Annotated in this window: 17 protein-coding genes; 16 read left to right on the plus strand and 1 reads right to left on the minus strand. The window is 42.9% G+C overall.

The annotated features are described in order from the left end of the window. The 14 genes from ACK8P8_RS13405 (at position 1) to ACK8P8_RS13470 (ending at position 17,977) form a co-directional block, all read left to right on the plus strand. The gene (locus tag ACK8P8_RS13405; protein WP_410025980.1) at positions 1-1,632 is read left to right on the plus strand and encodes a RagB/SusD family nutrient uptake outer membrane protein; all 1,632 of its coding nucleotides are present in this window, start codon (positions 1-3) and stop codon (positions 1,630-1,632) included. Between the two features lie 11 nt (positions 1,633-1,643). Then, the gene (locus tag ACK8P8_RS13410) at positions 1,644-2,297 is read left to right on the plus strand and encodes a fasciclin domain-containing protein (protein WP_186974615.1); all 654 of its coding nucleotides are present in this window, start codon (positions 1,644-1,646) and stop codon (positions 2,295-2,297) included. Between the two features lie 22 nt (positions 2,298-2,319). Further along, entirely contained in the window at positions 2,320-2,739 is a 420-nt protein-coding gene (locus tag ACK8P8_RS13415) for a hypothetical protein (RefSeq protein ID WP_186974614.1), read from the plus strand. A gap of 5 nt (positions 2,740-2,744) precedes the next feature. Further along, positions 2,745-4,043, plus strand: a complete 1,299-nt coding sequence (locus ACK8P8_RS13420; RefSeq protein ID WP_186974613.1) for a thioredoxin family protein — start codon at positions 2,745-2,747, stop codon at positions 4,041-4,043. Positions 4,044-4,050: 7 nt separating this feature from the next. Then, positions 4,051-6,855: a M16 family metallopeptidase gene (locus ACK8P8_RS13425; protein WP_186974612.1), complete on the plus strand. Its 2,805-nt coding sequence runs from the start codon at positions 4,051-4,053 to the stop codon at positions 6,853-6,855. Positions 6,856-7,035: 180 nt separating this feature from the next. Further along, the gene (locus tag ACK8P8_RS13430; RefSeq protein WP_186974611.1) at positions 7,036-7,716 is read left to right on the plus strand and encodes a PdaC/SigV domain-containing protein; all 681 of its coding nucleotides are present in this window, start codon (positions 7,036-7,038) and stop codon (positions 7,714-7,716) included. A gap of 82 nt (positions 7,717-7,798) precedes the next feature. Beyond that, positions 7,799-8,362 (plus strand): RNA polymerase sigma factor, encoded by a 564-nt coding sequence (locus ACK8P8_RS13435; protein ID WP_186974610.1) that lies wholly within the window; start codon positions 7,799-7,801, stop codon positions 8,360-8,362. A 94-nt stretch (positions 8,363-8,456) separates the two neighbouring features. After that, a complete protein-coding gene (locus tag ACK8P8_RS13440) occupies positions 8,457-9,620 on the plus strand; it encodes a FecR family protein (RefSeq protein WP_099291005.1) in 1,164 nt (387 codons plus the stop codon). Between the two features lie 103 nt (positions 9,621-9,723). Then, positions 9,724-13,257, plus strand: a complete 3,534-nt coding sequence (locus tag ACK8P8_RS13445; protein ID WP_186974609.1) for a TonB-dependent receptor — start codon at positions 9,724-9,726, stop codon at positions 13,255-13,257. Between the two features lie 2 nt (positions 13,258-13,259). After that, complete coding sequence (locus tag ACK8P8_RS13450; protein ID WP_186974608.1) at positions 13,260-14,801, plus strand: RagB/SusD family nutrient uptake outer membrane protein; 1,542 nt, start codon at positions 13,260-13,262, stop codon at positions 14,799-14,801. 12 nt (positions 14,802-14,813) lie between these two features. Next, positions 14,814-15,431 (plus strand): fasciclin domain-containing protein, encoded by a 618-nt coding sequence (locus tag ACK8P8_RS13455; protein ID WP_186974607.1) that lies wholly within the window; start codon positions 14,814-14,816, stop codon positions 15,429-15,431. A gap of 9 nt (positions 15,432-15,440) precedes the next feature. Further along, entirely contained in the window at positions 15,441-15,866 is a 426-nt protein-coding gene (locus ACK8P8_RS13460) for a hypothetical protein (RefSeq protein ID WP_410025982.1), read from the plus strand. Between the two features lie 61 nt (positions 15,867-15,927). Continuing rightward, entirely contained in the window at positions 15,928-17,217 is a 1,290-nt protein-coding gene (locus ACK8P8_RS13465) for a thioredoxin family protein (RefSeq protein WP_186974606.1), read from the plus strand. A 70-nt stretch (positions 17,218-17,287) separates the two neighbouring features. After that, complete coding sequence (locus ACK8P8_RS13470; protein WP_186974605.1) at positions 17,288-17,977, plus strand: DUF4163 domain-containing protein; 690 nt, start codon at positions 17,288-17,290, stop codon at positions 17,975-17,977. Between the two features lie 133 nt (positions 17,978-18,110). On the opposite strand, the gene ACK8P8_RS13475 is transcribed toward ACK8P8_RS13470, so the two are convergent. After that, entirely contained in the window at positions 18,111-19,958 is a 1,848-nt protein-coding gene (locus tag ACK8P8_RS13475) for a vWA domain-containing protein (RefSeq protein WP_186974604.1), read from the minus strand. A gap of 115 nt (positions 19,959-20,073) precedes the next feature. Between ACK8P8_RS13475 and ACK8P8_RS13480 the strand changes: the two genes are divergently transcribed. Both ACK8P8_RS13480 and ACK8P8_RS13485 read left to right on the plus strand, forming a co-directional pair. After that, a complete protein-coding gene (locus ACK8P8_RS13480) occupies positions 20,074-20,652 on the plus strand; it encodes an RNA polymerase sigma factor (protein ID WP_366482331.1) in 579 nt (192 codons plus the stop codon). After that, positions 20,639-21,775, plus strand: a complete 1,137-nt coding sequence (locus ACK8P8_RS13485) for a carboxypeptidase-like regulatory domain-containing protein (RefSeq protein ID WP_186974603.1) — start codon at positions 20,639-20,641, stop codon at positions 21,773-21,775. The genes ACK8P8_RS13480 and ACK8P8_RS13485 overlap by 14 nt, the downstream gene beginning before the upstream one ends. The last annotated feature ends 8 nt before the right edge of the window (positions 21,776-21,783 follow it).

The raw sequence follows: 21,783 nt of genomic DNA on the forward strand, positions 1-21,783 counted from the left end.
ATGAAGAAAATTCTTTATGTTTTATTGATAGGGCTTTTTTCAGCATGTGACAGTTTGTTGGATGTGGAACCCGAAACATTAGTCAGTTTTGATAATTATTATAAAACGGAGCAGGATCTGGAAATTTCGTTATATCAACTTCAAAGTTTTATACATGGCCGATTGTTAGAGCAGAATGTGCAAGAACGAGCTGGTTTTATCTCAGAATCGAATTGGACACAGGAGCATTTCTGGGATCCGTCTACGATGGTAGGTATGAAGGGACAAGGTGAAGTATGTACGCTTTGGGATCAGACTTATTGGGTTGTGTATATGGCGAATGTACTATTGGATAATATGTATAAAGCAGAAGCGAATGTATCACCCGAGCGTATGAATTATTATAGAGCCCAAGCGTATTTCGGTAAGGCTTTAGGGTATTTCTTCCTAGGACGTCGTTGGGGAGAGGTCCCTATTACACGGAATAGTTCTTCATCTGAAGTATACGGGAAAAGACCTTTGCTTGAGGTTTTGGATACCGTGATTGCCAATGCGGAGAGAGCGTATAAGATGTTGCCGGTTCAAGCTGATTTGGTTGATCGCACGGGAACGCCTATAACTTCGAAACAATTCGGTAGTAAAGGTTCTGCTTGTGCTTTGTTAGCTCATGCTTATGCTTGGAAAGGAAGTATGATTGATTTGATGGGACTTGATGGAAATTCGAATGAATGTTATAAAAAATCAGTAGAATATGCCAATTATTTGATAAAAGGAGATGCCGGAAATTATAGTTTAGTACGTGATCCTGAAGAATTGTGTAAATATTTTTCTGATTATCAGGCAAATAATCCGGAGTCAATATTTGAATTTTCATTGGATATGTCGGCGGAAATCATTCTTTCGACGTATTTGATCGGGAAAGAATTTATAGGATATCCGGTTAATCCTTCAACGAAAGCGGGGGACCAACAGTATAAGTCAAGCAAAATTTCTTATAGTACAATCAGAACGTTGTATGATACGCTGGATTTGAGACGGGATGCTTATTTTCATAGGTATAGTTACTATAGTACCGATTCAGTTCAGTTTATGTTTACTGATATGACAGAGGTAGTTATGAAGCATTTGCAGGATAGTGTTCGGAAAGAAATTACTGAACTTACCGGGGGTGTCGCTTACCCCTTTAAATGGCGCGAGGGCGTGTATGAAGCTGATCCTTATAATCCGGGTACGATGCAATTAATAGCAATCAAATCAAATTATTCTTATTGGCGTTTATCAGACATATATTTGCTACGAGCCGAGTGTTATGTCAAATTAGGAGAAGAGGGTTTGGCGCAAGCGGATTTGAACGAGATTCGAGAAATTAATAATGTGAAGTCTTATCCTAATAGCGGTGGTGATGAAAAAGGTTTGAAATATGCTATTTTCCACGAACGAGAGCGTGAGTTATTAATGGAAGGGCATCGTTTTTATGATGCCGTACGTAACGGGATGGAGTATATTAACACTTATTTACCGGGAGCGTTGAAGACGTTGACATTGACTGATGTGAAAAATGGTGCATTATTTTTCCCGATTCACGAGAGTGCATTTAAAATGAACGGATTATTAAGGCAGAATGTGTATTGGGCCCCGTATATGAGAAAATAAAGGAATAAGATATGAAACAGATTATATTATTAGGATTGTTATTATCCGTTTTTATCGGATGTACAAAGTATAACCAGATTGATACGGGTATAGCCCGGAAAAAGTATCCGGGGAATATGTATGAATATTTTCATTCGGATTCTTATAACTGGGATTCATTATTGTTAATGATCGAGTATACAGGAACGAAAGAGTATTTTACAGGAGAGAAAGCCGGATATGAAGAAATTACATTTTTTGGTCCGACAAACCACTCTATCCGTCGGAAGATGTTCGAGGAAACCCAACTGAATACGGAGACTTGGGTGCAAGAACCGATTTATAAGAGTGTAAAAGCATATGTGGAGGCAAAAGGTGTCGAATATTGTAAAGAATTGATTTTGCGGCATGTCGTGAAAGGGAAATATGAAGTAAAAGATATTCCGAGAGGGACGAGTGATGATGATGCATCAGGAGTCATTTTCACTTCTGCTTTTGGTTCTACATTCCGGGTGTTTTCATTCCGGGAACCGTACGAAAAAGTTCCGGAGGCGGGAGCAGTGGTCTTGTATATAAAAGGTGGAATGAATATGTCCACAAGCATAGATGTTGCATCAACAGACATAGAACCGACCAATGGGATTGTTCATTCTTTGGCTTATGGATTCACTTGGGGACAATTATAATGAAATGTAAAAACGGAACAAGATGAAACAGACAATATTATTTCTATTTGTGATGGTTTTGGCTTTTAGTGCATGTCATGATGTGAAGATTGGGTATTTGAAAGCCGATAATGCAGAATATTATCCGGATTCATTGGTCGTTGAGACTGATTTAAGCAAGGTAAGTCAAAATAAAGTGGATAACGATGCTCCATGGGTAACGAATACGATTAGCGGAATGTTGGGAACAGAGCCGTTGTCTTATGAGTTTGTAAGTGTACGAGCGATTGATGGAGGTGATGCGGATATATTCGCAAAAGAAATTGTTGTACGTGGTAGTGGACGTATGCAATTCCCGTTAAGGACAGAGGCTCCCAAGGGACGCTATATTGTTACCTTAAAGGTAAGTAATGAAGATTATTCTGCGATTTTGCCGGATGTGTTTACGTTTATTTTGAAATGAATATAATGAGAAAATATTTTACAATGATATGCTTCACCCTGTTCATGGGGTGGAGCGTATCAGGCTATAGCCAAGGGATTAAGTTCTTCGAGGGAACCTTCGAGGAAGCATTAGTGAAAGCAAAACAAGAGAATAAACTCGTATTTGTGGATTTTTTTGCAACATGGTGCGGACCATGTAAACAAATGGCAGAGAAGGTGTTCACGGACGAAGAAGTGGAAAAATACATGAATGAAAAGTTCGTGTGTATGCAAATCAATGTCGAGGCAGCCGGATGGCAGAAAGAAACTGCCGAGAAATTTAATGTAACGGTATTACCGACATTGATATTTTTTAAAGCGGATGGAAACGTGGCATCCCGTTTGGCTGGAGCTCGGGAAAAGGATGATTTTTTGAATGCAGCCAAAGTGGCTAGCGGAGAACAATTAAGTTTCGAGAAATTGTATGACCGTGCTAAATCGAAAAAAGATTTGGCTGATATGCAGTTGGTATTGAAACAGGCTCCGGATTATGTGGGTGGTTTGCAGGGAATGGAAGCACAAAAATGGATTGTGCGTATTGATAAATTATATGCCGAGTATGTGAAGGCAAAAATGGGACCGGATTTTATTAATAAAGAGGATTTCCAAATCGCGAATAAGTTTAATAAAAAGAACGTGAAAGATGATGCGGTGATGGAGTTTATTGCCAAAAATCTGGAAACGTACATGAGTAAATTGGGAGAAGCTCCGGGTATCTTGATGGTCGAGTATAATAATGCTGTTATCGAGCAATTGGCAAAAGCGGGTAAGAATGAATACAAGAAATATTTGGAGAGAATCAATGGTGATCTGGAAGCGGCTTACGCTATTATGCCGACGGGAACGTTGACTCCTTATGAGAAATTCAAATATTATTATGATGGAATGTATTTATTGTCTTACAAGAAAGATGCGGAGTCTTATGTTCAATTAATGAATAAGTATTTGGCGGCTTTGGGTGATCAGGTGGGAGCGAATGATTATGGTGAGATTGCTCAAAATATGTATGTCATGAGTAAGGGAAAATTGAACAACGAACAATTAGGACAAGTGAAGGATTGGTTGGTGAAAGCTATGCAATACGAGGGAACCGGATTGATCGACAGGATTAATTTTGTGACGATGTTGGGGGATACGTATAAGGCATTGAAAGATTTTGATAAGGCAAAAGAAGCTTATAACCAAGGGTACATGGAGGCTTTACAGATCGAGAATAAAATGCAATCTGTTCAAGTGCAAATGATTATGAAACGTAAACTGGAAGCACTGGAATTAGCGAAATAAATAAAGTATGAGGGGATTATTAGTAACGATTGCCGTGTTTCTTTGCACGGTTGGGACTCCTTTGTCCGCGCAGGAAGGCATGGAAGGATTGCGTCACGGGAAACTGGATAACGGTCTGACGTATTACGTGAAGCATTCCAAGGCGGAGCCGGGAAGGGTGAGTTTTTACCTGTTGCAAAACGTGGGGGCGATACTGGAAGAGGATCACGAGAACGGGTTGGCGCATTTCTTGGAGCATATGGCGTTTAACGGTACTACCCATTTCCCGGGAGGGGTGATGCCTTATTTGAGGGGAAGAGGTATTTTCACGTTCAACGCGAAGACAGGGATAAACCAGACGGTGTATAATATCGAGGATGTACCCGTGGCAGAAGGCGGATTGGTGGACACGTGTATGTTTATCGTGAAAGACTGGTGTAGCGAGATATTGCTGAAAGATAAAGATATTGACGAGGAGCGGGGCGTGATTATCGAGGAATGGCGGAGTCATTATAACGTGGGGCGTCGCTTGCAGGAAGGAGCGGCTCCGGTGGTGTACAATCACACGAAATATGCCAAACGGAACGTGATCGGGACGGTGGAATTATTGCAATCGTTCCCCTCGGATGTATTACGGGAGTTTTATCGTAAATGGTACAGACCGGATTTGCAGTGCGTGATCGTGGTCGGGGATATTGACGAGGAGGAATTCGAGGAGCGGGTAAAGGAGCTGTTCGGGCAGATTCCCGCGAGGGAGAATCCGTTGGAACGGTACGAGGTGGAGATTCCTGACCGGGCGGATATGGATTACATGTTGATTCTTGACGCGGAGAACCCGTCGAAGATGATTTCTTTCCACCAACGGGCACACCGGCAGGAGGGATTGGATGAGGTCGGACGCAAGGCGTATTCTTTTAAGGCACGGATTTTTAACGCTTTGATGGGACAACGTCTGTCCCGTATCGTGAACGCGAACAAGGAGAAGTTTTTGAGCGTTTCCGGTACATTCGAGAGTTTCGTGCGTAATTATAACGGGTTCTCTTTAGACGTGATTCCGTATAAAAATCAGGATGCGGAGGCTTTCGAGCAGGTGTGGACGGCGTGGGAAGAGATTCGTCGTTACGGTTTTACCGACAAAGAGGTCGAGAGAGTGCAGGAGGCTCTTTTCCAAGAGTTGATGAAAATGGAAAGTGAGGTAGAGAAGGAGAGTAACCCGTATTATGTATCCGTATTCCAGAATCATTTCTTGGCGGGAATGCCCTTTCACGAGCAACCGGTAGAGTTGGGTTTGTTGAAAGAGGCTTTGCTGGAAATCACCGCGGAGGATATGAGTCACTGGATTCACTCGTGGGCGAACGATAGTAATCAGATTGTCGTGGTGTCCGGGAATGACAAGGATTATAAATACTTGACTAAAGATGATATTCTGAATATCATGGCTAAGGTGGCGGAAAAAGATATAGAGCCGGAGGTCGAGGAACACAAGACGCCGGAACCGTTTGACCTGCAACTTCAAGCCGGAACGATTAGGAAAGTGAAAAAGCTGGATCGTTTCAAGGCGGAAGAGTGGACATTGTCTAATGGCGCCAAGGTGTATTACAAGCACGTGGAGGAAGGACACGGGTTCTTCTCGCTGGCTTGCAGCAGTCATGGCGGTCGTTCGGTTGTCGCCACGGAGGATTTACCGACATTAACGGCTATGCAAGCATTGACTTTGAAGTCGGGATTGTACAAGTATGACTTGAGCACGTTGAAAGAATTGGTACAAGGCAAGCAGATCCGTTTGAATATGATGATCAGTGATTACACGGAAGGCTTCGGGGGAAGCACGAAAGCGGAGAATGCTGAACTTTTGTTCCAGTTGTATTATTTGTTGTTCCAGCAACCCCGTTTCGATAGGACGCAATTTGACAAATATGTCGAGCGTTCCCGCTACGCGTACGAGAACCAACGGAAGACACCGCAGAATCTCGTGCAGGACACTATCCGGATGTTGACCGTGAGAGAAGACGAACGGAATAAGGATTATGGCGTGGCGTATTTCGACATGATGAATTTCGAACGGTTGGAATCCTTGTATCGTGAACGTTTCTCGAATGCCGGGGAGTTTACTTTCTGTATCGTGGGGGATATCGATCGGGACGAGGCTGCACGCTTGGCGTGTGAATATATCGGTGCTTTGCCTTCTCGCGGGGGAAAGAAAGAGGAGTATATTATCCGTGATTATAGCGTGGATACCGATACTATTGCACGTGAATTTAAAGTGGTGATGCCGGGGGACAAGGGGATGGTGAATATCGTGCTGGAGAATGATGGCAAGTTCTCGCTGAAAGAGCAGATAGCTTTTAATATCTGGGGACAGATGTTGCGGGCTCGTTACTTCTCTATCGTGCGGGAGCAGGAGAGCGCGAGTTATGGTGTGAACGCGGATGCCGGCTACCGGGACTTTCCGGATAGGAAAGCAACCCTGATGATCGGTTTCGAGACGGAGAGCGATAAGGTGGAAAGGATGAAAGAGATTATCTACCGGGAATTGGAGAAGAGTACCAAAGAACTTTTCAAGGAGAGTGAATTGGCTCCCGTCGTTACGGTAATAAAACGAAGTAACGAGCAGGTAAACGAGAATCTCGGTATCGATTTCTGGATGAATGTGTTAAATAGTTATGCGGAATACGGAAAAGATATCACGGATCACAGTGCTTTTGACAAAGCCTTGGATAGTATTACCGTGAAAGATATTCAACGTGTGGCTCAAAAGTTTTTGAAACACGTGAAATTGCGGGACTGGGTAATAAAATCGGAGAAAGAGAATCCGTTATCGGATTGGGAATAATTTTAGTACGTGTGTGGGGGGCTGCTTTCGAGCAGCCCTTTAATTTTTGATTTCATGATTTTAGATTTATGATTCCACCCACATGTGCTTTACTCGTTCCGTGGTTAAAAGTCTTTTTGGTTGGAACCTTTATTTCAAACCTTCCGTATACAACGGAAATTGTTATTAAAGGAAGATATTATGAGGAGTTATACTTTTATTGCAGCATTGTTGGCTTTGTTTTTTGTCGGGTGTCAGAAACCGACGATTAATATAGAGGAGAATACGTTGTCTTACACGAACAATGAATGGGATGTATCAGTGAATCGTCCGGTATTTTCGGCTCAGAATGCGGCTTTGGAGAAAGGATGCAAGGAGGTGAATGAGCGGGTGACAAAATTGATTGACAGTCTGCAAAATGATTTGAAAGAACAATTGAAAGAATACCTGCAAGAAGCACAGGAGATGAAGATCAATCCCATGATACCGTTTACTCTGGATATTCAGGATAGTGTTTTTATGGCAGACGACCGTTATATCAGCTTGCGTCTGGTTGTTTACACGTTGACGGGAGGAGCGAACGGGTTGACGGAGTATTATGCTTTTAATTACAGCATGAAACAGGGTAAATTCCTTGAACCGGAAGATATATTGAATTACAACAAGAGTGCCGAGATTGACAAACAAATCAAGACGAATTTCAAGAACCCGGACAATTGTTTCACGGATGTACCGACATTGTCAAACGTGACGACCGTAAATTTTTCAACGAATGATATTTGTTTTACCTATGAGCCTTTGGTATTAGGTGCTCATTATTGTGGAGCGGCTCAGGTATCCGTTCCCCGCATGATTTTGAAGGGTGATTTATTGTTAAAATAGTAGTGGAGATTTGTAGGGAAGATAAGGGCGATCCGAAAGGGTCGCCTTTTTTGTGTTGATATTTTTGAAAAAAAGTCATAACTTGCACCCGAATTATACGGTGTGCCAGATGTTATTGTATCAGTTTAACCACGGTGACGAGAGAGCTTTTAAAAAGTTGTTTGACAACTTTTTTAATCCGTCGTGTGCTTTCGTGAAACGGTATATTCAAGAGCATGAAGCGGTGGAAGATGTGGTGCAGGATACTTTTATTCATATTTGGGAAAAGCGCGGTATCTACACGGATATGGTTTATTTTAAGGCTTATTTATTCAAGGCACTTCGTAACAATGCCTTGTATTATTTACGGCAACACCGGGAAAATGAAGATGTAAATCCGGCTATAGAAGATGATTCGGATAGTGTATTAAATGCTATTATCGAGGAAGAAGTACACCGGGAAATTATTTGCGCGATTGATAAATTACCTCCCGAAAGACGACGAATCGTGGTAATGAGTATGAATGGTTGTTCGCAGGAGGAGATCGCCGAGAAGATGAATATATCCGTGAACACGATCAAGACCCAGAAAAGAAAAGCCTATGCTTTTTTGCGGGAGGAATTGAAGAATTTGTTCGTGTTTTTTCTTGTTCTTATGAATTTGTAGAGAGATTTTTGAAATAAATTCAAAAAAAACGCATTCCCGGTCACCCCTAAATCGTGTTTCTGCATATTATATATGAATAGTCAGGAAAACATTTATGGAAAAATATAGGGAATCGATAGAATTAGCAGAACAAATCACGAAATACCTGAAGGGAAAACTTTCACCGGAGGAGGAGGTCGAGTTGAAAAAACGACTACATGCTCATCCGGAGGGAGAGCAACTTCTGGCTCGGGTTCAGGACGAACGATCTATTGCCGCCAAAAAAGAGATGTACGCATCGTTTAGCGCGGATAAGAGTTGGGAAAGGATTCGGAAAGTTACAGGCAAGAAGTCTTCGGGGATGATGTACCGGATGTTCTGGTGGGCGGCTGTTTTTGCCTTGCCTCTTGCTGTAGCCGCCTCGATTTTTCTGGTGAATAAAAGTAAACAGGAGGATCGTCCTCAATATATCGTGGATGCTTATTTTGAATCCAACAAAACGATGTTGGAACTACCCGGGGGAAAATGTATAGCTTTGGATACAGTAAAAAACGTGACGAAAGAATTGAATGATTTTGGTGTCACGCTGGCTGAAGGGCAGGGATTGGATTATTCCGGTCTGGATTCCGTTATGGATGCGAAGGTGGAATATCACAAGGTCGTGGTACCCCGGGGAGGAGAATATAATCTGAAGCTTGCCGATGGCACAAATGTCTGGATGTTTGCCGAATCGGAAATTCGTTTCCCGACCCGTTTTGAAGGAAATAAACGGGAAGTGTATTTGTCGGGAGAGGCTTATTTCGAGGTACATCATGATCCCGTTCATCCTTTCTACGTGAAAACGAAGTCGCTCGACGTGAAGGTACTGGGAACAAGTTTTAACGTGAAAGCCTATAATAATATGGATGTTGTGGAAACCTCGTTGGTTGAGGGGGTGGTAAGCGTGAAGGATAACGTGTTGCGTCCGAATATGCAAGCTGTCTTCCACAAGAACACGGGAGATTTTTCTTACCGGAAAATAAACGGGGAGAGTTATCGTTTGCGTAAAGAACGGGTGTTCGTGTTTGACGAGGAGCGGTTGGATGATATCTTGCAGGAGATGGCACGCTGGTATGATTTCGAGATTTTTTACCAGAACCCGGAGATGGCAGATAAACGGTTCGGTTTTAAATTGGAAAAATACGAGCATGTGGATACACTCTTGGATATATTGGAATTGACCGGGGAAGTGAGATTCACGATGAAGGGAAAGACGTTGACCGTGATGAGTGGAACTTAATGTTAAGCTGAATATAAATAAAAACGGGTAGCGGAAATTTTGTGGTGATTATTTCCTGCCACCCATTTGGTTAAATTCAAAATCAATTTAATTCTTCAAAGTTATGAAAAAAAATCTTTGGACGTGGCTCCTGCACGATAAAAAAAGGAGAATAAATACAATTTGTATGAAAGTCTGCCTCTGTTTGGCGTTTGTTTTTGGCGGCGGGATGCTTGGTAACGCCTTTGCCCAGACGGAGAGATTGACCTTGAAAAGGGAGAATGCTTCGATGTTGGACATCATTTTTGCTGTGGAGAAACAGAGCAAGATGACGTTCGTGTACAGCATGGATGCGGTGAATAAAATCGGGAAAATCACGATTGACGTCAAAGACGTGTTGATTGATAGCGTGATGAATGTCTGTTTAAGGAGAACCGATTACACTTATTCATTGGAGAAGAACGTGGTCGTGATCAAGAAAAAGGCGGAAGCAGAGAAGAAAGCTGCCTTGAACGAGAAGAAAAAAGTGATTACCGGAGTCGTGAAAGACAAGAGGAATGAGGTGCTGCCCGGGGTTTCTGTTTACGTGAAGGGAACGACGATTGGGGTGGTGACCGATGTAAATGGAACTTATAAATTTGAAGTTCCCGGTTCGGTGGATAGATTATTGTTCTCGTTCGTGGGTATGAAGACGAAAGAGGTGGAGTTGAAGGGGCAAACGACCGTGAACGTGGTGTTGGAGGACGAAGTTTCCGGTTTGGACGAGGTAACCGTGGTGGCTTATGGAGAGCGGAAAAAGAGAGAGTTGATCGGTGCGGTGTCTTCCGTGAAAGCGAAAGATTTGGAAGAGGTGCCTTCCGCAAGTCTGGAAAATTTGTTGCAGGGGCATATGGCGGGAGTCGAGGTGACTAGTATTTCCGGTTCTCCCGGTGGTGGCGGTACCCGTATCAATATCCGGGGCTATAATTCGTTGTTATCAGAATCCCAGACGGACGGGACTCCTTTGTATATCATTGACGGTGTACCCGTGCATTCTTTTACTTCTCCCGTGACGGGGACGAACACCTTGGCGGAGATAGATCCTTCGACAATCGAGTCCGTTGAAGTCTTGAAAGATGCCGCTTCTGCCGCATTGTACGGCTCAAGGGCGAGTAACGGCGTAATCTTAATCACCACGAAGCAGGGGAAAACGGGACGAGGAAAATTTTCGGCTAACGTGTCATACTCCTATTCCATTTTGCCCGAAACCCCGGTGCAGACGGGCGGACACTTGGAACGTATGGCTAATATCTATAAGTTTAGAAGTGTACGTGCGGCTTACGGGAGTTGGCAGACAGGTATTTATAAAATGCCAGAATCTTACCGGGAGGCATATCACCAGAATGGCGCGTATGATTTCTTTTGGAATAACGGATATGTTTTAAATGATGCGCAGAAGGATATGGTAAGACCTTTGCAGGATAGTCTGAATCCTTTTTATAATAATTCGACGAATTGGTGGAAATATTGTTTCGATGCGGGGAAGATTTTGAATGCGAATCTTCAGGCTTCCGGTGGGACGGAAACGATAAAATACATGATCGGGGCAGGCTGGTATAACGAGAGAGGGATTATGCTGGGGAGCGAGTTTAAAAGGGCTAATATTTTGACGAATATTAATGTCGTTCCTCGTACAAACTTGAACGTGGATGCACGTTTGTATCTTGCTTATACGGATCGGAGCCGGGGGGCGGCGAATACTTCTTTCTCGAGCGCGAGTAAGTACGAACGGTTGACTGTTGACCCGAAATTGAATCTTTCTATTTTGCCGGGTTCCGGGGATATTGAAAAGGAAACGTTGAAACAGATAAACGAGTCGTCCGAGAAAAACATCACTTACCGGATTCGGGCCAGTCTGGCTGTAGCGTATGAGTTTATTAAAGGGCTGAAATTGTCTTCCAGTTTGTCGATGGATTTCTCTGAAGGGAAACGAAATTCTTTTACCCCCAGTTATTTGGATCCGACAGATAAATTAAGTGTGTCAACGGGAAGTATCAGTAGCGGAACGATGTTTTCTAACGAGAATTTGCTTGTTTATAATAAGACGATTCGGAATAATCATAATATGGAGATCCTTTTGGGATTGTCTTATTCGAGAGAGGCAAAAGACCAGTTTAGTGCTTCGGGTAAAGGTTCCCCGAGTGATAAGATTCACTATGTTTTAGACGGATTCCCGACGACTTACGAAAAATATGGAAGTATCCAAGCCTTGCAGGCATACCGGTCTAATTTTGAAGAAAAAATCATGCTGAGTTATTTCGGGCGTTTGGCTTATAATTATAAAAAGAAATATCTGTTCGAGTACACGCTAAGGAGGGACGGTTCGTCCGTGTTCGGCGAAAACGTGCGTTGGGCTACTTTCCCGTCGGTTGCCGTTGGTTGGGCATTTTCGGAAGAACCGTTTTTCAAAAAATGGTGGTTGAGTTACGCGAAGATTCGCGCATCTTGGGGTACTTCGGGACAACAGTTCAGGGATGCTTATTTGGCACATGGGACGCTTGAGTTGGCGAATCACTTCTTGGGAAATTCCGGGGTATTGCCCTCTCAAATTATTAATACTAATCTGACTTGGGAGGAATCGGATCAATACGATATAGGTTTGGATATAGATCTTTTTGATTATCGTTTGAAATTCAAATTGGATTATTATTACAAGTATTCCAAATCATTGTTGTTCAACGTTTCTTTGCCGGGGAATTATTATTTTCATAAAACGGCATGGCAGAATGCGATGGAGATTTCTAACGAGGGAATTGAGATGGAGTTGAACTATGATATTCTGCGTGACACGGAGGTTAAATGGCGTGGAAAGTTTAATATTTCAAGAAACTGGAATCGTTTCGAAAAGTCGTACACGGATATGGATATGGTGAACGGAACCGGACAGTTGGTGCTCGGGCGACCTATTTACGGGCTTTATCTTTATAAAGATTTAGGAATGATTGAGTCAGAAAAAGATATTCCGGCTTATTATGACCAACAAGGGAACAAAAATCTGTTGTATTCGATGATCAAAAGTTACCCGTATGCCGCAGGAACCAGAATGATACAAGATATGAATCAAGATGGAGTCATCAATGGCGACGATAGGTATTATGCTGGATCTACTCTACCGCAGGCTTACGGAGGATGGGCTAACGAGATTATGTGGAAAGGTTTTGATTTGAATGTTTTGTTCACGTACACGTTAGGTAGAAAGATTATTAATTTGTACAAAATTACTTCTTTGCAGTACGATTTTAGACCGAGTACGGTTTTTGTGGATTATGCAAATACGACATTTTGGGAGAAACCGGGAGATAAGGCTGATTATCCGATCATAACTTCTAGTAGCCGGAGTTACACGGGACAATTTGACGGAGCCGTTTCTTCCAACATAGAACGGGTGAATTATTTGCGGTTGAAACAATTGACGTTGGGGTATAATTTCCCGAAAGAGTGGATGCGGAAAATTAATATTGACGGTTGCCGTTTGTTTTTCACGGCAGAGAATTTATTCCTGTTGACAAATTATTCCGGCGTGGACCCGGAAGTCGTAGACCCCTATACCGGGTACGATAACTTCATGTATTACCCGTTAGCCCGGAAATTGACATTAGGATTAACTGTAAAATTTTAGCCATGAGGAAAATTATATATATACTGCTTTTCCCCTTGTTGTGGGGGTGTGATAACGTGCTGGACGTGGAGCCGGAGAATGCCATCACGTTCACGAACTTCTTTAAGACAGAGGAAGATTTTAACGCGATAGTGTTTCAACTACAAGCCTTTTCCCGTTACAAAGCATTCGAGAATGAAATAATGCCTCTTCGCGGATTTATAGCTGATCTGGTAGGTAATTCAACTTATCAAGATCATCGGATGTTGAATCAGACATCATTAGTAAGTCCTTATTCCAGTTATAACAATTGGACAAATCATTATGATTTAATTTACGTGGCGAACGTGATATTGGATAATTTGCATCGGGCTGAAGGGGTTTCAAAAGATAAACTGGACTTTTATGCCGGACAAGCATATTTCGTGAAAGGTTTTGTTTATTTCGATCTTGCCAGAAAGTGGGGAGAGGCTGTAATCACGAAGAATAGCACGAGTATGGAAGTGTATAACAAGAGTTCGATGTCGGACGTGTTGGATGAGGCGATAAAGAATGCTTCGGAAGGATACAAACTATTGCCGAAATACGAGGATATGCCTCTTTTGGGAGCAAATACGTGGGTGTCGAAACAATACGGGTGCAAAGGAAGTTGTGCGGCGTTGTTGGCGCATTTGTACGCGTGGAAAGGAAGTATGATTGAGATGCACGGGTTGAACGGGGATGCGAAAGATTGTTACGGAAAGGCTATTGAATGGTGTTCGCTTCTGATAGATAAGAAAGCGGGTTACTACGAGTTGGAGCGTACGATTGGAGAGGTGTGTACGAAAGCGATGAAAGGGATGGGAGCCAGCCAAGAAAATATTCTGGAGTTCGAGTTGGATCGCTTTCAAGAGTATCCGATGGCTTATTTTCCCGGACGCCAATATATTACTTGGCCGGTGAAGGGAACGGATACTCCCGCTTCCGTGGTAACGCAGACTTTTGCGATTAAAGCTGAAACAGTGAAAAATCTTTATGAAGAGACGGATGACCGCCGGGATGAGTATTTTTATAAATTGGATTCTATGTCACATGATACGATGTATAAGGTAAACCAAGGATTTGCTTACATCTACAAATGGAGGGATGCCGTTTATCAAGATGTGTCGTGGAGTCCGACTCCTCAATTGGCATATATTGATGCGAATTATTGTTACTGGCGTCTGGCGGATATTTATTTGTTGAGAGCCGAATGTTACGCGAAGCTGGATGATGATTTGGCTATAGATGATTTGAATGCTATTCGCGGGCGAGCTCATGCGACTCTTTATCCCCGTCCGGGTGAGAATGATATCCGGTTGGCTATCTTCAAGGAGCGGGAGCGGGAATTGTTGCTTGAGGGACACCGTTATTTCGATATTATGCGGAATGGTTTGGAGTATGTTCATGCGTGTATGGAAGGCAATTACAAGACGTTGACCCAGCAAGATGTGAAGGATGGGGCTTTGTTCCTGCCGATAGGCGGTGATGCGTTTACCTATAATGATTTGATACGCCAGAATATTTATTGGTCAAAATTCGAGTAAATAAAAATGAAAATGATGAAAAATATAGGATTGCTTTTGATTTTGTTTTCGCTTTTTTCTTGTGAAACAAAATACAATTACATCGACACGGGATTGGCAAACGGTCGTTTTGACGGGACGATGTACGATTATTTACATTCCAGTTCTTACGATTGGGATAGTACTCTGCTTTTAGTGGAACGTGCCGGGTTGCAGGATTTGTTTCAAGGAAAACAGACAGGGTACGAGAAAATGACTTTTTTCGGACCGACGAATTTATCTATCCTTCGTTGGATGATAGAACAGGAATATGACGCCATTCAAGATATTCCGGTAGAAGTATGTCGGGATATGCTGTTGAAACACGTGGTTGCGGGTGTTCACAAGCGGGATGATATTCCCCGGGGAGAACAGATTCTCGGGCAGACACAAGGCGAGGGTGGCGAAGTGTTCACGAATGCTTTTGGAACAAAGTTCTGGATATATTCGTTTCGGGATACTTATCATGATATCCCGGACGTGGGACCCGTTTACCTGAAAATAATTTCTTTCGATTCGAGGGCTATGATTGATGTGGCTTCAACCGATATCGAAACGGATAACGGGTTCGTTCATTCTTTGGATTACTCTTACACCTTGGGACAATTATAAAAACAGAATATGATGATGAAACAAGTATATTTATTTCTTGTACTGGTCATGACCTGTTGGGGATGCCAGGATATGAAAATCGGGTATTTGAAGGCGGATAATGCTGGTTATTTGCCGAATGAATTGGAAGTGAAAAAAACGTTAGACCCGGTAGAAGATGCTGTTAGAATTGCTAATGAGGCTCCTTGGGTGACGCCGAAAATTCAAGGAGTGCTGGGAACGGCTCCTTTGCAGTATGAGTTCGTGAGCGTGAAGGCTTCGGACGGGGGAGATGCTGAATTATTTAAACAGGAAATCGTTGTTCGCGGAGGGGGTGTGATGGAATTACCCTTGTACACGAAACTCCCCGCGGGACGCTATGTGGTTACGTTGAGGGTTTCGAATGACGGTTATTCATCTGCATTGCCGGATGTATATACGTTTATTGTAAAATAGATTATTTATTCGGGTAAAACCCGGCAAGGATGTGCCGGGTTTACTCCTAAACAGAAAAGAAATGAAAACGATTTTAGTTATATTATTGGTATTGCTCGGGGGAGTCCGGGCATTCGGACAAGGTATTGTTTTTTTCGAGGGGGATTTTAATGCAGCTTTGGAAAAAGCGAAACAAGAGGGAAAAATGCTTTTTGTGGATTTCTACGCGGACTGGTGCGGACCTTGTAAACGTATGGCCAAGGATGTGTTTACTTTGCCCGCCGTGGGGGAGTATTTTAATGAGCGATTTATTTCTGTTCAGGTAGATACGGGAGAGCCGGCAAACAGACCCGTTGTGAAACAGTATAAGGTAAAATCTTTGCCGACATTGGCTTTTTTTAGCGCCGAGGGAAAACTTCTATCTCAGTCCGTCGGTGCATTGGCGGGGGATGCTTTTCTGAAATTGGCAAAGGTTGCCAGTGGGGACGAGATGAGTTTCGAGGAGACTTACGCGAAACTTAAATCTTCAAAAAATGATTTGCAGTTGATGCAGCAGGTGTTGGCGGGGGCTCCGGCTTACGTGGGGACATTGGAAGATATGGAACGAGCCAAATGGATTGCCCGAATCGAGAAACTCTTCAAAGAGTATATCGATTTGAAGATGGGACCGGAACTAATCAATGCGGAGGATTATCGGATTATTAATACCTTTCACCAAGCGGAAAAACCGGGGGATAAACTGATGGAGTTTATGAATAAAAATATGGAAGCGTATCTGGCGTTGGGTGAAGGACCCGCTTATTACGTGATGGAGTATAATAATAAAATGATAGAGAATCTGGCACGTGCCGGGAAAGAAGAGTATAAGAAATATCTGGAACGTATTGATGGGGATATGAAGTTGACTTATAGTGTGGTTCCTCAAAAAACGATGTCCGCCCGCCAACGGTTTACTTATCTGTATGATGCCGAGTACCAGATATTTTATAAAAAGGACGGCGAAGCGTACATGAAATCGATGGATGCTTATTTAAAAGAATTGGGAGATGAGGCTCGGGCGACGGATTATGGTATGGCTGCACAAAAAGTGTATGTCGCCACGGGAGGAAAAGTGCCTGAAGATGTTATTTTGAAAACTAAAGAATGGACTATCAAGGCGTTGCAATACATGGACGTGTCGTTATTGGATAAGATTAATTTCTTGGCGATGTTAGGAGATACGAATAAAGTGTTGAAGGAATATGAGGAATCGAAAAAGTGTTATAATCAGGCTTTTATGGAGTCGATGCAGATTACCCAAGAGATGACAAAAGCGATGATACAGATGAAAATTAAACAGAAATTGGCAGAACTGGATTTGTTAAAAAAATAATTGTGAGGAGTGAATAACCACTCGTTTAAATTCATACTTTTGTGGTACACACAAAAAAACAAAACACACTATGAAAAGTACACTAATTATGGCAATTGGATTGGCTCTCGTGTTCGTGGGATGCCAGCCTAAAGTTCAGAATCTGAACGTGAAACAGGAGCACTCGGAAGTAACTTCGGAAGATTGTGACATCCGGATCGACCGTTCGGTCTTCTCTGCCGCAGACGAGACAATCAACAAGAGTTGCATGGTTTTGAACGGCAAGATCGAAAAGTTAGTAAATGACTTGAAAGATAGCTTGCGGGCGGATGCCACGGAATTATTCCAAACATTTGCGGACAAACCGGATGAACGTCCGGACTGGAAGTACGAGTTGATGGTTGACGATAGCGTGTTTATGGCTACCGACCAATTTATCAGCGTACGTTTAAGAGTTTATTCCTTCACGGGAGGAGCGCATGGAATGACGACTTATTATTCATTCAATTATGACGTGAAAAATCAAAAGTTCCTAACGAACAAGGAAATCTTGAATTATGCCCATGCCGCACAGATAAACACGCTGTTGAAGGCTAATTTTAAGAATCCGGACGGTTGTTTTACGATGGAACCTACATTAGACTTGGCGGGGGCAATCAATTTTAATGCAACGTCAGTTTATTTTTTGTACGGACAATACGTACTCGGGGCTTATGCTTGTGGTTCTGCTGAAGTTGTTGTTCCGCGGGCAGCTTTGAAAGGGGATATTTTGATAAAATAATCACTTGTTTTTAGTACTTGAAAGGTCTACAAAATCCGTTCGGATTTTGTAGACCTTTTTTAATTTTGAGCAGGATGGCTGTAAGATTGTTATGCTTCCCGCGTACGAGTTTATGAAATAGATGTGCGCTTTACTACTTCAGTAAGGCGGCACTTTCGACCAGACGGATAAACTCTTTCCGGTAGCCTTCCGGGTCGTATTGGGTGGCTTCACGGGCAAGATGGATGATGTCATCGTAAGTCAAATCATTTTTATACTTGGAGTCTTGCAACAGCATTCCGAAGCCTGCCACGGCTGCCGAGAATCGGAAGTTCTCGGAAACGTTATTCAATGAAGTATTTTTATCAATGACGGCAACTTCCATTTTGGAACTTTTGTCTGAATCCGGTTGTTTGTACCGGAGTTTCAGTGTCAGTAACTCCGGGCTATCCGTCAGTGATTTTTTCTCTTTCTTTTCGGTTTTCTGGTATTTCAACGGATCGATATCTCCCAACAAATTACTCTTGACTCCGACCGGGATAACTTCATACAAGGCGGTCACGCTATGCCCGGCTCCCATTTCTCCGGCATCCTTCGTGTCGTCGTTAAAGTCCTTGTCTTCCAATAAACGACTTTCGTACCCGATTAAACGGTATGCCTGTACTTTCGCGGGATTGAATTCGACTTGGATTTTCACGTCTTTGGCAACGGTGAATAATGTTCCCCCGAACTCACTCACCAGAACTTTTTTTGCTTCAGTCAGGTTGTCTATGTACGCGTGATTGCCGTTTCCTTTTTCAGCTAGCGTTTGTACCCGGTTGTCCTTGTAATTACCCATACCGAATCCTAATACGGTAAGGTAGATACCCGAAGAACGTTTGGTTTCGATCAGTTTCTCCAGTTCTTGGGGAGAGGATAATCCGATGTTGAAATCGCCGTCCGTGGCAAGAATAATCCGATTGTTCCCGTTCTTGATAAAGCTGGCTTCGGCAATCCGGTAAGCTCTTTGTATCCCGTCGCCTCCGGCAGTTCCGCCGCTGGCATACAGACTTTCGATAACGGATATGATCTTTTGTTTATTTTCACAGGACGTGGAAGGCAGCAACTCTTTCGTGTGGTTTGCATAGGTTACGATGGCTACCCGATCTTGCGGGCGAAGTTTTTGCACGAGCATTTTTAACGACGACTTTAACAAAGGTAATTTATTCGGGTCGCTCATGGAACCGGAAACATCAATCAGGAACACGAGGTTGGAGGCGGGTAGATTTTCCATGGCAATTTCTTTTGCCTTGATTCCGATGTGTACCAAGCGATGTTGCGGATTCCACGGGGCCGCGGATACTTCTGTCGTGATGCTCACCGGATCATTACCCCGGGGAGCGGGATAATCATACGTGAAGTAATTCAGCAATTCTTCCGTGCGAATGGCATCAGCGGGAGGTATTTGCCCGTTGTTGATAAAACGCCGCATGTTCGAGTAGGAAGCCACATCCACGTCAATGGAGAACGTGGAAAGCGGGGCATCTAGTGCTTTACGGAATTGATTTTGTGAAAAACTATTGTATTCTTCCGTGTTAGAGTAATAATCTGCTCGTCGTTGTAAGCTGTTACCCTTGACTGTAACGCAACTCCCGACAAAGGCCTCTTTCTTGACCGTGTGATACCCGCTTACGACAACTTCTTCCAGTTGATTTTGATCTCCATGTAATTTCACGAGTAATTTTGTCTTTTCCACTTTTACTAGGCGGGTTTGAAGTCCGATAAACGAGAAAACAAGAGTATCCCCAATTTGCGCTTGAATAGAAAATTCTCCGGATACATTAGATACCGTCCCGATAGAAGTGTTTTTAATAATGATGGTGACACCGGGAAGCGGTTGACCATCTTTGGCTGTAATTACTTTTCCCGTGACCAAAGATTTTTGGGCAGAAGCCAATAGGCTCAAGCTAACTAGCAAACTCACTATAAATGTGATCTTTTGGAATAAATGGTAAGTTCTCATAAGCGATATAATATTAGAGTTATTTTTTCAAGAAGATGATTTGGCAGAAGAAATTCCATAAATTTGAGAAAGAAATTTTATAAATTCGTATATTTGTAAAAATCAATGCTTGGATGTGAATCAGGTTCAGGAACATAGAACAGATGAGGAACTTTTGCGGAAGTATTGTGCAAAAGGAGAGTTGGTGTATCTGGTAGAGGTCTACAAAAGATATATGCCGCTTGTGTATGGTGTGGCATTGAAATATTTAAAACGACCGGAAGATGCACAGGATGCCGTTATGCAGTTGTTCGAGGAATTGATAGTGAAAGTAAAAGGGAGCGATATCAAAACATTCAAGCCATGGCTTTATACCTGCGTACGAAACTATTGTCTGATGGAACTTCGGAAGCGGACAAGAAATTTATCGGTTTCTTTAGACGATTCTTTTATGGAATTTTGCGATGATTTTCATCTTACAATAGCAGGAGAGAATGAAGAACGGGAAAAAGCATTGCAGGATTGTATCGAGGCTCTCCCCGAGAAGCAGCGTATCAGCGTGAATTATTTCTTCCTGCAGGAACTTTCTTACAAGGAAGTGGAAGAGCGAACAGGGTTTTCCTTGAAAAATGTAAAAAGTTTTATTCAGAACGGGAAACGAAATTTGAAATTGTGTTTGGAACATAAAGGAATAACATCGTATGAAACGGAATGATGATATAAAAGATTACCTGCGGGGCAACCGGAAAGGGGAGTCCGCCAATCGGCTGGAGCGGGAAGCTTTGTCTGACCCGTTTCTATACGAGGCATTGGAAGGACTGACCTCTACCCCGGGTGACCCGATTGATGGTCTGATTCGTTTGGAGCGTCATTTGGAGGAGCGTGTCCGGGGGAGTAAGAAGAAAAGCCGGAGCTGGTTGTATATTGCTGCCTCGTTTTTGGTTTTTGCGATGTGTGGTATTTTGTGGCTTGTCGAAAGGGAAGATACATCGAAAGTTCTGGAAAAGGAAATGGCTATGGTTGCCCCGCAAGAGATGAGGCGTGAGGCTATTGAGGTTTTTTCCGCGGATAGTAGTCATGGTGTAGAGGATTCGGCTCACGTGAGCATGTTGCGGAAGGTACAACCGGAACAAGCGGAAGTTGCGATGGAGGTGATGAAAAAAGAACGTGGGGTATCGATGAATACGGTGGAGGGTATCGTGACTGATGAAAAAGGAGAGATATTACCGGGAGTAACGATTCTTGTTTCCGGAACAAGTGTCGGGACAGTGACTGATGAACAAGGAACTTTCCGGTTGGAACTTCCGGAGGGGAAAACGCATTTGACTTTTAATTTTATCGGGATGAAAATGCAAGGCGTTGTTGTAAAAGCCGGGACACAGATACAAGTGAAGATGGAAGTAGACCAGCAGAAATTGGATGAGGTCGTCGTTACAGGTTATAATACAGTAAAGAAAACAAGTATGGTGGGAGCTGTTGCGACTGTCAGTGGGAATGAATTAAAAAAAGATACGATAGTTTCTGCGGATGATATTGTACGTTTTAATCGTTACATGGCGGATGCTCTGAAATACCCGGAAAAAGACGTGAAAAATGGAAATGAAGGTATTATTCTGGTTTCTTTTGAACTGAATAAAAAGAAAGTACCTAGCCGTATCCGTATTAAAGACGGTTTCTCCAAAGAAAGTAATAAAGAATTGATTCGCTTGTTGGCGGAAAGTCCGAAATGGGAATCCTCGCTTTCCGGTAAGAGAATATATGTTTCGGTTCGCTTCACGATTGGGAAAGCCGGAGCGAAGCATACGGCTGTCCTTGCAACAGAAAAACCTTGGAAATAAAATCCGAT

It is taken from the genome of Butyricimonas muris (assembly GCF_046365375.1).
In the GTDB taxonomy this organism is placed as follows: Bacteria; Bacteroidota; Bacteroidia; order Bacteroidales; family Marinifilaceae; genus Butyricimonas; species Butyricimonas muris.

What these genes read in the sequence shown, in the direction of transcription:
- ACK8P8_RS13405 (WP_410025980.1), top strand. Translation starts at nt 1, where the DNA reads ATGAAGAAAATTCTTTATGTTTTATTGATAGGGCTTTTTTCAGCATGT.
- ACK8P8_RS13410 (WP_186974615.1), top strand. Translation starts at nt 1,644, where the DNA reads ATGAAACAGATTATATTATTAGGATTGTTATTATCCGTTTTTATCGGA.
- ACK8P8_RS13415 (WP_186974614.1), top strand. Translation starts at nt 2,320, where the DNA reads ATGAAACAGACAATATTATTTCTATTTGTGATGGTTTTGGCTTTTAGT.
- ACK8P8_RS13420 (WP_186974613.1), top strand. Translation starts at nt 2,745, where the DNA reads ATGAGAAAATATTTTACAATGATATGCTTCACCCTGTTCATGGGGTGG.
- ACK8P8_RS13425 (WP_186974612.1), top strand. Translation starts at nt 4,051, where the DNA reads ATGAGGGGATTATTAGTAACGATTGCCGTGTTTCTTTGCACGGTTGGG.
- ACK8P8_RS13430 (WP_186974611.1), top strand. Translation starts at nt 7,036, where the DNA reads ATGAGGAGTTATACTTTTATTGCAGCATTGTTGGCTTTGTTTTTTGTC.
- ACK8P8_RS13440 (WP_099291005.1), top strand. Translation starts at nt 8,457, where the DNA reads ATGGAAAAATATAGGGAATCGATAGAATTAGCAGAACAAATCACGAAA.
- ACK8P8_RS13445 (WP_186974609.1), top strand. Translation starts at nt 9,724, where the DNA reads ATGAAAAAAAATCTTTGGACGTGGCTCCTGCACGATAAAAAAAGGAGA.
- ACK8P8_RS13450 (WP_186974608.1), top strand. Translation starts at nt 13,260, where the DNA reads ATGAGGAAAATTATATATATACTGCTTTTCCCCTTGTTGTGGGGGTGT.
- ACK8P8_RS13455 (WP_186974607.1), top strand. Translation starts at nt 14,814, where the DNA reads ATGATGAAAAATATAGGATTGCTTTTGATTTTGTTTTCGCTTTTTTCT.
- ACK8P8_RS13460 (WP_410025982.1), top strand. Translation starts at nt 15,441, where the DNA reads ATGATGATGAAACAAGTATATTTATTTCTTGTACTGGTCATGACCTGT.
- ACK8P8_RS13465 (WP_186974606.1), top strand. Translation starts at nt 15,928, where the DNA reads ATGAAAACGATTTTAGTTATATTATTGGTATTGCTCGGGGGAGTCCGG.
- ACK8P8_RS13470 (WP_186974605.1), top strand. Translation starts at nt 17,288, where the DNA reads ATGAAAAGTACACTAATTATGGCAATTGGATTGGCTCTCGTGTTCGTG.
- ACK8P8_RS13475 (WP_186974604.1), bottom strand. Translation starts at nt 19,958, where the DNA reads ATGAGAACTTACCATTTATTCCAAAAGATCACATTTATAGTGAGTTTG.
- ACK8P8_RS13485 (WP_186974603.1), top strand. Translation starts at nt 20,639, where the DNA reads ATGAAACGGAATGATGATATAAAAGATTACCTGCGGGGCAACCGGAAA.